11 protein-coding genes and 2 pseudogenes are annotated in these 13,807 nt (G+C 25.8%); 10 read left to right on the forward strand and 3 right to left on the reverse strand.

Features of this window, described 5'->3' with window-relative positions; genetic code table 4:
* Positions 1-280: 280 nt before the first annotated feature.
* Positions 281-721 (reverse strand): hypothetical protein, encoded by a 441-nt coding sequence (locus C6B38_RS04360; RefSeq protein WP_105298791.1) that lies wholly within the window; start codon positions 719-721, stop codon positions 281-283.
* Positions 722-787: 66 nt separating this feature from the next.
* Positions 788-1,207: a DUF192 domain-containing protein gene (locus tag C6B38_RS04365; protein WP_105298792.1), complete on the reverse strand. Its 420-nt coding sequence runs from the start codon at positions 1,205-1,207 to the stop codon at positions 788-790.
* 76 nt (positions 1,208-1,283) lie between these two features.
* Here C6B38_RS04365 and C6B38_RS04370 point away from each other — a divergent pair, with 76 nt between their 5' ends.
* The 10 genes and pseudogenes from C6B38_RS04370 to C6B38_RS04410 all read left to right on the forward strand — a co-directional run.
* Entirely contained in the window at positions 1,284-1,835 is a 552-nt protein-coding gene (locus C6B38_RS04370; protein WP_105298793.1) for a DJ-1 family glyoxalase III, read from the forward strand.
* Positions 1,836-2,122: 287 nt separating this feature from the next.
* A complete protein-coding gene (locus C6B38_RS04375; protein WP_105298794.1) occupies positions 2,123-2,404 on the forward strand; it encodes a lipoprotein in 282 nt (93 codons plus the stop codon).
* Positions 2,405-2,478: 74 nt separating this feature from the next.
* On the forward strand, positions 2,479-2,793 hold the full coding sequence (locus C6B38_RS04380) for a hypothetical protein (RefSeq protein WP_105298795.1): 315 nt from the start codon (positions 2,479-2,481) through the stop codon (positions 2,791-2,793).
* Between the two features lie 152 nt (positions 2,794-2,945).
* Positions 2,946-3,476 (forward strand): hypothetical protein, encoded by a 531-nt coding sequence (locus C6B38_RS04385; protein ID WP_105298796.1) that lies wholly within the window; start codon positions 2,946-2,948, stop codon positions 3,474-3,476.
* Between the two features lie 122 nt (positions 3,477-3,598).
* Complete coding sequence (locus C6B38_RS04390) at positions 3,599-4,888, forward strand: spiralin repeat-containing protein (RefSeq protein WP_105298797.1); 1,290 nt, start codon at positions 3,599-3,601, stop codon at positions 4,886-4,888.
* 29 nt (positions 4,889-4,917) lie between these two features.
* The gene (locus C6B38_RS04395; RefSeq protein WP_105298798.1) at positions 4,918-5,760 is read left to right on the forward strand and encodes a hypothetical protein; all 843 of its coding nucleotides are present in this window, start codon (positions 4,918-4,920) and stop codon (positions 5,758-5,760) included.
* A gap of 47 nt (positions 5,761-5,807) precedes the next feature.
* Complete coding sequence (locus tag C6B38_RS09940; RefSeq protein ID WP_162475866.1) at positions 5,808-5,948, forward strand: hypothetical protein; 141 nt, start codon at positions 5,808-5,810, stop codon at positions 5,946-5,948.
* A gap of 55 nt (positions 5,949-6,003) precedes the next feature.
* Positions 6,004-8,739 (forward strand): DEAD/DEAH box helicase family protein, encoded by a 2,736-nt coding sequence (locus tag C6B38_RS04400; protein WP_105298799.1) that lies wholly within the window; start codon positions 6,004-6,006, stop codon positions 8,737-8,739.
* Positions 8,740-8,862: 123 nt separating this feature from the next.
* Entirely contained in the window at positions 8,863-12,063 is a 3,201-nt protein-coding gene (locus C6B38_RS04405; protein ID WP_105298800.1) for a DEAD/DEAH box helicase, read from the forward strand.
* Positions 12,064-12,300: 237 nt separating this feature from the next.
* A pseudogene (locus tag C6B38_RS04410) lies at positions 12,301-12,858 on the forward strand (hypothetical protein); the annotation flags it as partial.
* 297 nt (positions 12,859-13,155) lie between these two features.
* Here the strand turns inward: C6B38_RS04410 and C6B38_RS04415 are convergent.
* A pseudogene (locus tag C6B38_RS04415) lies at positions 13,156-13,807 on the reverse strand (IS30 family transposase); the annotation flags it as partial.

The raw sequence follows: 13,807 nt of genomic DNA on the forward strand, positions 1-13,807 counted from the left end.
TAATTTCTTAATTTAATATGGTTTTTTTCAGAAAGGAAACAACTTTTTTATTATTTTAAAAATTATAAATATATAAAGATGCTGTCCTTGTTTTGAATCAATTAGTTATTTTAGGTTTTTTCAAATAAAAAAACCATTTTAGTAAATGGTTTAATTATTCTTATTTAATTTCTTTATATTTTTATACCCTTAATTTCTTTATATTTTTATACCCTACTTTTTTTTATACAGTCAAAATGTTTAACCAAATTTAGTTAAACATTTTTTATTTTTATAATGATTACTTGTTGCTACTTGTTGTACTTACTGCGTTTGCTTTATTAACACGAATTGCTCTAATTCCTTCTAATAATCATATTAACGCACCAATTAGAGCAATTAATTCGCCAACAACAATTACTCATGTTGAAACTTCCTTTGCTGAAGTAATAATTGCGCCAATCATTCCAATAATTGCAATAGTAATAAAAATAATTCCGGCAACTAATTTAGCAATTTTATGACGAATAAAGGTTGCAACACAAATAAATAAGAAAGCGGTAATCAAAATAATTGCACCATTATCACCATTATTATTGTGAACAAAAAGTTTTGTGTTAACATTAACGTTTGGAAAAGAATTTAAGATTGCTAAGATAAATAATCATAACCCAGAAATTCAAATCATTACTTTTTGGAATGTCACAGTAATTTTAATTGTTGCATATTTCATTTTTGCCATTGTTTTACCTCCTTAACCATAACATTTTTTATATTATAACTTAGTTTTAAAAATATTAATGATAAATTAAATAATTCGTAAAATATCGTTTGGTTTAATATTTAAAAAATTAATCATCCCAGGAGCAAGACAATAGACAAAATAACATTGTGTAAAATAATGACTCATTTTTTGTGGCCCAAAATTTTGAATTGTGTGAATAACTTCAAAGTTTTTATTACAAAAAATGACATCAAGTTGATAAAAAATTCCAAAACTATTAAAACCACGTACTTTACGTAATAAATATCCATTTTTCATTGTAATATCATTTGGTTGAATTAAACTTGTGAATTTTTTCCGAAAAGTTTTAATTACATGAATATTAATGTCTTGTGGAATACTATTAACAATTAATGATTTACGATTTTTTAACAAATAATATTTTTTATTTCGTTTATGTTTTGTTCGATGAAATTTATAAATTACTTTTGAGAAAAATCCCATGCATAACACCTTTTCCTTTTTTTAACAATTATATAAAATTATATTATAATTACCAAGAGAAAAAGAGGTGTTATTTATGAAATTTGCATTGTTTTTAGCAACAGGCTTTGAAGAAGGTGAAGCAATTATTACAACTGATGTGTTACGACGAGGAGGCATTAAGTTAGAATTAATTAGTATTACCAAAGCATTAGAAGTTGTCTCATCGCATGATGTTACGATTAAAGCTGATAAATTAATTGAAGATGTTAAATATGAAGATTATGATGGTTTTATTTTACCAGGTGGTCGAATTGGTGTTGATAATCTTGCAAAAAATGAGATGTTAAAAAATTGATTATTAAAAGCTAATAATGCTCAGAAAACAATTGCTGCAGTTTGTGCAGCGCCCCAAATTTTAGGGCATTTAGGAATTTTAGACAATAAAGAAGCAACAAGTTATCCTGGATGTACAGAAGGAATGAACAAGGCAATTTATAATAATGAAATGGCTGCTATTACTGATGGTCATATTATTACTGGTGCTTCAGTTGGTTCAATAATGAATTTTGCTTTAGCAATTGCTGATCGATTTTTGGGAGCAGAAAAAGTAATGAAGCTTCAAAATGAATTAGTAATTCGTGATTAATTTAGTTCTATTAAACGTTTTCATAATAAATTGTAAAAGAGTAAAATTAATATACCTCAAATGAGCACATTAATTTTGTATAAATTATTTAGCAACTCTTAAAAGTAATTCTGATAAATTTTCTTAATCCTTTGTTCAGATAAAAAAGAGTTTAAAATTTTAGTTGAGGTAAATATGTTCGTTTGTTATATTTAAATAACAATACGGTTTTTTAACTATAATTTAAATGAATATTAAATTTATATTTTATTTTATTCAAAACTGAACTACAATAAGGAGGAAAGAAAATGAAAAAGTTACTAGCCTTTTTAGGAGCTATTTCATTAGTTGGATCAAATGCTGCTTTGATTACAGCATGTACTACTAAAAAAGAAGATGCAAATCTTGAAAATATTAAGCGAGAGTTGTCACAATATGTTGAAACACCATTTTTTGCTTCATCATCAAATGTAACAAGCGAACAGTTAACAGCAGAGTTAAGTAGTCCTGTTACTTTAGGAAGTTATAAATTAACCGTTACAAATGATGCAACATTTGTGCAACCAAAAATTATTGATAATAATCATTAATACAAGGGGTAAATATAACTTTTGCTGATTTATATACTTTTATTAGTTTGTTACCTTTACCAGAGCAAGAAATTATGGACATTGATTTAGCTAAAATTAATGAACCAGATTTTCTTAAAAAATTTGATACAGTATTAAATCGTATTGTTGAGAATGTTAAGAATACTCTAAAATTTGATATTAGTGGTTATCTTAATAAAGATATTTCTTTTGACCAAACACTTGTTGGAAAAGGAACAGTTAAAGACCTTTTACATAATATGGCTCCTGATTTAATTGCTTTATTGCAATGATTTATTAGAGAAGGAAAAGAAAAAATTGAATCAACGCATAATACAGTCTTACCATTAATACAATATTTATTCTCAACAGTTAATGAACACAATTAAAAGAAAATATTAAAGGTACTTTTGGTGAAACAGAATATTTTTATCAAAATACTAATACAAATTTAGATAGTTTAGCATTTCATGCTTTAACTGGTTATCGAAATGATTACAAAGAAACGGATAGTAAATATCGATTCTCATTAGATGTTCCTTTGTTTGGCGGTGAAATTAACCAAAGCAAAATTAAAACTTTACTTAAGCTAAAACCAACGTTATTAATTGGAAGCATCTTAGATATTTTTGCTTCAAAAGGTGATGAAGGAATTGATGCTGTTAACACAAATCTTGTTCAACCAAGTACATGAGAAAGAATTAATAGTTTACTTGCTGGTTTTCTTCCTAAAATTAATTTTTTCTTAGGTCCACAATTGATGATTTATGCTGGTTCTAATACTTTACGTGATTTTGGAGTAAGTAATACGGAATTAAGAAGTAATGATGTTACAATGAGCGCTGGAACGGTTAAATTACAATTTAAAAAAGATGGTAAGTGAGAAAATTTCAGAGCAATTATTGGGAAAGATAAGACTCCTAACTTAACCCAAATTTTAACTGCTGTAGACTTTAAATTGAGTTTTACTAATGTTAAGTTTAAAGTTACAGCAAAAACTAATGCCAAAATTGCTTATGAAACGAATGGTCAATCTCATTTTGACTTGTGATTCTCAGATGAGCATGAGTAATAATTGGAAAATCTTATAATGAAAAAGTTTTCAATTAAAAATTGAAAACTTTTTTAATTCTTTTTTTTTGTTTATAATTAACTTAGAATAATGTGTAAAAAACAAAAGGAGTTAGATTATTAATGAAAAAAATATTATTAATGTTAACTAGTTTGGGAATTATAATGCCACCTAGTTTTAATTTAATTGCTTGTAATCCGCCACAACAATATGAAAAAAATATTTTACAAACATTTCAAATTAATACTAATCAGACAGGACCTGAAATTCTTAATAATCTTCATACTTTTATGCAAATTCGATATAATCTAAAACAAGATCCAAGCGCAGTTAAAATTGCTAAATATGAAATTTGATATAATAATAAAAATATTAATAATGACAAGACAACAACTGTTACTCGTGATAAAATTATTAATATTATTATTAAATTAGCGCCCCCTGATAAAACAATTCAATTTGATCAACAAAATTTAGTACAAGAAAGTTTTATTTTAGGTGGTACTTATAAAGTTAATATTAAAGTAACCGATGTTAATAAACAGGATATTAAAACAGTAGTTGTTAATGATTTAAAATTAGCAGCACATGAAGAAAAAACATATGCCGCTTTAAACAATGAGGTGGAAATTGTAGAAGCAGTTCGGAATGCTATTAATCAGCGCTTGTCAATTACTGCTTCGAATAATGACTTTATTTTAACAAATGACCAAGTTCCTCAAGATAAACAAGTTCCTAATATGGTTGTTACTTTTACCGTCACTGCTACAGCAAGTAGTAGTTTAATTCAAGGCTCATTTACTTTTAGTAATATTTTATTAGCACGCGAAGATATTTCTAGTGTGGAAATTAACAAAATGTTAATTATTCCAAATCCAAGATTAACATATCAAGCGTTAAACCAAAATCCAGAAATATTAGATGCTATTATTGGCACAATTAATAATAAATTACAAATTACAATTACAACAAACGATTTTGTTGTTACAAATGATCAAGAAGTTGAGAAAAAACAGGCGCCAAGTCAAAAAGTACATTTTACAGTTAAAGCAACAGAAAGTAGTAATTTAATTAAAGGAAGTTCTAATTTTATTGTTGATTTACAAAAATTAGATATAAGTTTAGTTACGATGACAAAAATTGGTTTGATTGCAAATCCGGATGCTAATTATCAAGAATTAAACAAAAATGCTAATTTAATAAGCGAAGTAATAAAATCAATTCAAACAATATTTTCAATTATTGTGAAAAATGATGATTTTAAAATTACTAATAATCATGACAAAAGTACTGATAAACAAAAACCGGGAGAAATTCTTGAATTTACGGTGCTGGCTAATGAAAATAGTCAATTAATTACTAGCAAGTTTACTTTTAAAATAACTTTACTATCAAAAGAAATTTCATATTAAAAATTATTGCAATAGAAGAGGAAACTAAAATGATTGAAAAGTTAAGAAATAATGATTGAAAAATAGTAAGTCGAAAAATTATTAATGATCAATTCCAAGAATATTACCATAATAATATTTCCTTTCAACCTCCAAGGAAACGGTTACAATTAATTATTCGTTGAATGATGTTTTTAGGACCCTTTTTTAGTATTATGGGAATTTTTATTATGATTTTATTTGTAGTAAAAAATATTAAAATAACTTTAATATGAATTCCTATTTTAATGTTCTTAATTGGAATTGTGCTAATTATCATAGTTTGTTATTATTTTGTTAAATGAACACGATTATTAAAATTATCCGATAAAATTATGGATAAAATTAATTTAGTAACAATTTATAATTTAGCATTAGGCGAATATTTTACTTCTGAATTAACATTATTAGGGATTACTAAAATATTTAAACCATTACCAACAGACTTAATTAATTTTAATAATAACACTAAAATTGATTTTGTTTTTAATTTAACTTATTCTAGTGGCAATATTTCTTTTGGAACAATTACTCATAAGGTTCCAACTAAAATTAACAATAAGATTGATAAGGAAGAATTTTATCGTATTCCAATTTTGACAGTCCAGCCACATCACAAATTAACAGCGCAATTTACAATCCAACCGCGAGGGGTAACAACCAAGTTTTTTAATCCATTAAATTATATTAATTTACAAGATAATTTATTTGAAGAAAAATTTTTAGTTGGTGGTACATCTGAACGGGCAATTAAAGCAATTTTAACGCCACAAGTTCGAAAAAATTTATTTATTTTAGTAGGAAAAGCACCAACCATTCCAGCAATTGATGCTGATGAAGGGAAGGGGTTTTAACATTATTATTTCAATTTTATTTAGTTAAAAGTTGAAATGATAAAACAATGACCTTAACAACAGTAGAATTTTCCGGAAAGTTTGATAATATTATTCAAGATATTCTTTCAAAAATTGAAACTGATATTATTTGATTAAAAGAATGTTTTACATGATTAAATCAATTTGACATTATAACTGTTCAGTAAATAATTTTATAATTACTTATTTTGTTAATAATTACCAGAAGAGAGATGAAAATAAATGGGAGAAAAGTTTTTTACAAATCAAAATCAGCAAAAATTATTAGTTGAATTAAATAATGAAATGTGTACTGCTGATGAAGTGTGCTTTGTCTTTCCTTTTATTTCAAAGGCAATCATTAATAAAATTGAAACATCAATTAAGCATTGTTGAATGCATAAAATTCCAATTCGAATTATTACGACAACTTTTGATGATTTAGCAGAATACAATAATTTATTAGAATTGACCCGGTTAGTGACAACTTATGATAATATCCAAATCAAAGTTGAAGATAATCTAGAAAAACGAAGTGAACGAATTCATATTAAAGCTTCGCTTTTTAAACGATTCCATGGTATTTCAACTGTCATTCTTGGTTCTTCAAATTTAACTTATAAAGGAATGGTTACTGGGCGAGAATGAAACATTAAATTAACAGCAAAAAATAATTCTAATTTAGTTACGGAAATAATTGCTGAATTTGAACATTTATGAAATGAAGTTTTAGTTGATTTTAATGATGAAATAGCACGTAATTATTTATTAGAACGAATTAGTCAAAATCAATCACTGCGAATTACAACAATGTTTAATCATACTGCAACTGAAATTTTAACCATTCGGAAATATTTATATGATTTTCAAAAAGTAATTGTGGCAAAATTACAATATCGTCGGCGCTGTGGCAAGAAAGCACATTTAGTAATTATGGCAACGGGAACTGGAAAAACTGTTGTTGCTGCGTTTGATTATTTACACCAATTACAAGAAAATAATCATCAAACTTTGAAGTTGTTATTTTTGGCTCATCAAAAAGAAATTTTAGACCAAGCATTGCAAACTTTTCGTAATGTCCTAATGGATCAAACTTTTGGGGAAGTAATGTATGAGGGCAAAGTAACACATAATCAAACGCATGTCTTTGCAACAATTCAAACTATGGCAACTCGCTTGCCACAGTTTGCTGCAGATCATTTTGATGTGGTCATTTTTGATGAAGCACATCATATTGCTGCTGCTATCTTTGACCAAGTTTTTAATTATTTTCAACCACAACAAATACTTGGATTAACAGCAACACCAGAACGAGAAGATGGTAAGTCAATCAAAAAATATTTTCTTGATGAATATGCGGAAGAATTACGACTATGAGATGCAGTTAATCAACGTTTATTATGCCCATTTGATTATTATTGTATTGATGACAATACTGTTGATTTAACTGGGGTTGATTTAAAAGCTGATAATGAACTTTTTAAAAAGTTAAATACTAAGGCTCGAAATGAATTATTATTAAAAATGATTGATAAGTATATTGGTTTATATGCAAAACCAGTTGCATTAATTTTTTGTGTTACGACTGAACATGCTAAATTAGTAGCAACATTTTTACGAACAAAACATTTACGTGCAGATTACTTAACTTCTGAAAATCGTGATCACCGAACACGGATTTTACATGAATTTAAAACAGGACGAATTAATTATTTATGTGTTGTTAATATGTTTAATGAAGGAATTGATGTTCCTGAAATTAATACTATTATTTTATTACGACCAACAAATTCAAAGACAGTTTATTTACAACAACTTGGGCGAGGTCTTCGTAAAACAGAATTAAAAAGTCGATTAGAAGTTTATGATTTAATTAGTAATATTGATAGTAAATATGATATTACTGTTGGTATTAAAAACTTATATGATTCAAAATTAACGTCAATAAAGGGATTATTAGCTAATGAAGGTTTGCCCTATAATTGTACAATTACTTTAGAACAATGTTCACAAAAAATTATTTTAAATAACTTACGAAAATGATATGATAATCGGGCACGAATTAAAACCCATATTCGTGAATATTATCAAAAATATCATGAAGCAGGATTAAAACATTTACTATATGATTATGATTTATCCTTATATCAATTTTATAATTATGTTAATGATTTTTATGTTAAAATTGGCCGAAATATCACGCATTATCATCAAAATGAAAATAATACTAATCGAAATAAAAATATTTTAAAACAATTTTTATTTTTAGATAGTTATCCAATTATTAATTATTTTATTTTACGTTTAAGTCAAACGCTTGCTGCTGATGCTATTAACCTTGAATACGATAATTTATTAATAACATCATTATTATATGAAGTAACAAGTATGAATGTTTTTACGCAATTATTTCCAAATTATTTAACCATTCCTGATTTAGTAACTTATTTTATTGAACAACATCAAGTTATTGTTGCTGAATTATTGTTGCTTTTACAATATAAATTAGAACATGAAACATTAAAAATGTATTCTGTTACCACAACACCATTGTTACAAGGGTCTACTTATACTGTAAAACAAGTCTTATCAGTTATTGGCCGAACTAATTTTTTATTATCACGAGGTGAGTTACGAATTATTGCTTTTCAGGCCGGATATTTAACATTTGATCAAACAAAACAAGTTATTTTAGCGGATGAGGATGGGACTGGTTATGGGAAATTAACAAAATATTTACCTAATCAAGAGATATTTTATTGGTCAATTCCAGAAGTAATGACAATAGCTAATAAATTAGTGCGAGATCTGCAAAATAGTACAATTACAAAATACTTGTTTTTACAAAATAAAATTAATTTAAAATGACCAAATTTAGGATTAAAATTATATTCCTTTGTTGGTTTTGGGCAGTATAACACAATGCTAACAGACAAATATCTTACTGCAAAATTTTTTGTTCAAGATGAACAAGAATAGGTCTTCATTGAACCCTATTATTTATAATTTAATGCTAAAAAATATTAATCCATCTTACTAGTTAGGTAAAAATGTATTATAATTAAAGAATAATATTATTTTTATTAAAGGAGCCTATATAAAATGGAAAGTTTTAGTCTTGAATACATTCGGAGTTTAACGAGGTTAGCAACATTTAATAATGCGGAACAGTTATATCAAACGAAAAAAATAACGTTATTAAAAATTGATGAACAGCAAACTTCCAATGAAGAAAAAGAATTAATGATTTATTGTCAAGTAGCAACAAAACATAGTGGAGATTATTATGATGTTAATGTTGTTTTTGCTTTAAGTAATAATTTAACTTTTTTAACACGGCAAAATTGTAGCTGTATTGACTATAATTTTCAACATCAAATTTGTCATCATATTATTGCTGTTTTGCTTTTTGCTTTTTATGAATCAAACAATAATTTACTTACATGACGATTATTTTTTACAGCAACTGATCAACTATTAACAACATTTATTAATAAAAATAAACAAACCTATGCCTTAAAAGAACGAATTATTACTTGTGAATGTAATTTAATTATTGATTCTACTTTGCAACAACCACCAGCCGTACAACTAAAGTTAGGATATGAAGGTGAGCAATTATTTGTTATTAAAAATATTTATCATTTTTTGATTTTTTTAACAAAACATGCCCTTGACTCAGATTATATAAAAGGTTACAAAATTTCACAAAAATTTACTTTTTATCCCAATAAAAGTACGCTTTCACCATTTGCTGAAAAAGTAATTAAGTTTTTGCAACAAGAGTTTATTAATGTTAGTAGTTTTTTACAAACACAGAAAATGGATTTTTATGGGGTATCAATTACAAGAAGTTTTGGGTTTTCATCATCACAAACTGATCAATTTTTAAGTCACATTAAAGGTGAAACAATTAAGCTAATAATTGATGGTGAAGAATATTCTGATGTTAAAATTAGTGTTGAGCAATATCAACCATCTTTATCTATTCAACAAAAAGATAATGTTATTCAAATTATTAATAAAAAAGAAAATCCAATTATTTTAACATCATCTCAACAAAGTCTATTTGATGCTAAGCAAATTTTTTTATTAAATCATAAAGATACTTTTTTATTAGGTCCAATTTATCAAACAATGGTACTAACAAAACACAATAAAATTATATTTACTCCCCAACAAACTAATGATGTTATTAAAGAAATTGTTGCATTATTAGATTATCCAGATAATACGATTCAAATTGACCCTATAATTTTAAACTCATTAGAAAAAACACCATTAGTTATTGAAAGCTATTTTGATTTTAAAAACAAAGAAATTATGTTACGCCCTCTTTTTCGCTATGGAGCAATAACATTTGATTTACTAAATAAATCAAATAATGACAATAAAATTGTTTTACGAAATGTTTATCATGAGCAAGAATATTTAACATATTGTAAGCAACTTGGTTTTGTTCAAAAAGGGCATTATTTTATACTAAATGAATTAGAACATGTTTTAAAATTATTATCAAAAGATATTTTAACATTAGAAAAACTTTCACAAATTTTTTATACTGATAATTTTAAAAATGTTCGTTTAATTGATTTTAAAGTAACAAGTAGTACAATTAATGTTAATCAAAATAACGACTGGTTAGAATTTGATTTTAAACTTTCAAAACTTGATTATTCGGATTTAGGTGAAATTTTAAATGCGATTAATCATAATCAAAAATATTATCAGTTAACAAATGGTAGCATTATTGATTTGCAAGAACAAACATTGCAAAAATTTGCAACCTTAATTAATCAGTTTAATTTTAAGCAAGAACAATTTGCACAAGGAAAATTGCAAGTTTCAAAATATCATGCATTAACAGTTTATAATAACTTAGATTTATGAGCTAAGTTCAATTGTCATTTTAACCTTGATTTTGATCATTTAATTACAAAAATTAAACATTTAGAACAAAATGAATTTAGTGTTCCAATATCTTTAACATCAATGATGTGCGATTTTCAAAAAAAAGGTTATTTTTGATTAAAAACTTTAGCTTCGTTAGGCTTTGGTGGTATTTTAGCAGATGAAATGGGATTAGGAAAAACATTACAAACAATTAGTTTTATCTTAAAAGAATATGAATTAAATCAGCAAATGGCACCAGTTTTAATTATTGTTCCAGCAGCATTAATTTATAATTGAAAAACGGAAATTGACCGGTTTGCACCTATGTTACAAACACTAGTTATTGCTGGTGAACGAAAAACGCGTGAAATGTTATTTACCAAAATTACGCAAGGGCAAGTGGTGATTACCTCTTATCCATTATTACGACGTGATATTCATTATTATCAACAAATTTTCTTTCAATATTGTTTTTTAGATGAAGCACAACATATTAAAAACCCACATTCAATTAATGCAAAACTAGTTAATACTTTAAAAACAGGAATTCGGTTTGTTTTGACAGGCACACCAATTGAAAATAATCTAACTGAATTATGATCAATTTTTAATTTTATTTTACCTGGTTTTTTATTACAACATCAACAATTCCAAAAGCGATATGAAATTCCAATTATTCGTCAACAAAATCAAGCAGTTAAAAAAGAATTATTACAAAAAATTGCACCGTTTATTTTGCGTCGTTTAAAACAAGGGGTAATGAGTGAATTACCACCAAAGATTGAAAATAAAATTTTAGTGGAAATGACAGTACGGCAAAAGAAAATTTATGCTGCATATGCTAATGCTGCGCGAGAAAAAATTAATAAAATTTTAACGGCAGGGCAATACCAACAAAATCGTTTAAAAATTTTTGCTACCTTAACTAAATTACGTCAAATTTGTTGTGACCCGAGTATTTTAGATAAAAAATATCAAAATGAAAGTGCTAAATTAGATGCATTACGAGATATTTTTGATGATCTTGCTGGTAGTGGTCATAAAATATTAATTTTTTCACAATTTACTACTGTTTTAAAACGAATTAAAGCAATTGTGGAAGAAATAGGTTTACAATACTTTTATTTAGACGGAAAAACTCGCTCGGAAAGTCGAGTGCTAATGACACAAAAGTTTAATGAAGATAAAACAATTAATGTTTTTTTAATTTCATTAAAAGCTGGTGGAGTTGGTTTAAATTTAACAGCAGCAGATGTTGTTATTCATTTTGATCCATGATGAAATCCTTCGGTAGAAAATCAAGCAACAGACCGTGCTCATCGTTTTGGGCAACAAAATACTGTTCAGGTAATAAAGTTGATTGCAAAAGGGACCATTGAAGAAAAAATTTTAACAACAATGCTGTTTTAAATAATAATTCGGAAAATGCTAATTTTACAAAATTCTCAGAAGCAGAATTACGAAATATTCTTGAATTATAAAAAACAAAGAGGATGACAAAAAAATAATAATTTTTAAAAATATTTTTATATAGCAAATAATTTGTTAAAGGTACAGAGGTACTTTTTTTTTTAAAAAAAAAGTATAATTAAAAGTGTCTTACAAAAGTATAATTAAAAGTGTCTTACAAAAAAAGGTGACAATTAGATGAAACGGTTATTAACACTTTTTAGTGTTTTTGTTTTAGGTTTTGGTAGTAGTTTAGGTGTTGTTAGTTGTACAGTGCGAGCAAAACATGAGCGTGATGACAACGATGAGTTAGATCGCAATCAAGATCTTGAAATTTTAAATCAAATAAAAAAGGAAGCAAAGCAAACTTTGTCATCATGATGACAAACAAAAACAATAATTGACATTATTAATGAATATCCAGAGCAAATATCATCATTTGAAGAACTAGTCGCACAGTTGAAAACAAAAAATGATGGCTTATTAACTTTAACGAGCACAGCAATTAGTAAATATCGTTTTTTACATCAGTTGCTTGTTGGTTTTAAAGCAGAGTTTAATAATTTGAATCAACATTTACAAAATCGATATTCAAATTATTATCTTGATACAATGCCATTATTCTTATGAGAAAATGACATTTCATTTGATTTATATAATATTAATTTTGATAAGATAGCAAAGTTAGTACAAGATACTCCCCAAGCAGTATTAGGAATTACAGTCCAGGTTAATATTCCTGATAGTATATATTATTTTGAGGTTTTTAATAAAATTAAGTAATTAGAAACAAATTATGTTTCGCTTATGAGTAAATGATAAAAAAATTTATAAAAAAATCAACTTTTTTAAAAATATAAGAAGTGCAACAAATCTTTATTAATTAAATAATATAATAAAAATATTAATTAAATAATATAATAAAAATTACAAAAATCAACCATAAATTTAAAAAAATTAATTATTTTATCAATATTTAAACAAACTAAAAAATAATTTATTATTTTAATGACATATTTTATGAGTTAATGTACATTTTTAAATATTTATTGTTTATATATTCTGCAAAAACATTTCTTTTGCACTTATTCAATTTAAACACGGTCGGAGTTTATCATTTATAACATTAACTACTCAATCTATTCTTTTCTGATTAACATTATTAAAATCTGTACACTATTCATATATTCAATTAAAGGTTTTTGTTGTGGTGAACCAACATCACAAAAATAAACTTGTGTTTCAGCAAATATTTCCATTTCTCGTCATTTACTAAATTCTTTACCTCTATCTGTTATTATTCCTTTAATTTTTCCAATTAAATTATTATTTATAACAATTCCTTTAAACTTTTCAAAAACTTCATTAGCAGTATGATTTTCTAATTTTATTGCAAAATATTTTTTACTTGATTGTTTTACTAAAACTAAACAACTAGATTGATGGTTTTTTTCAACAACAGTATCCATTTCAAATCATCCAACATTAGACCATTTCAAATCATCCAACATTAGAAACTTTATTTTCAATATCTCAAATTGACCTAAAATCAGTTAATTTACCACGATTATCAGATTTTCCTTTTGTTTTATATTTTTTACCACGATGTCGCAAATTCTGTTTTAAAAAACCATAAAAACCTAAACGAATTCATTTATACAATGTTTTAACACAAACCGGAAATTTAACACCAAATTTTAAAAAA

This window comes from Spiroplasma sp. ChiS, assembly GCF_002968355.1.
In the GTDB taxonomy this organism is placed as follows: Bacteria; Bacillota_I; Bacilli_A; order Mycoplasmatales; family Mycoplasmataceae; genus Spiroplasma; species Spiroplasma citri.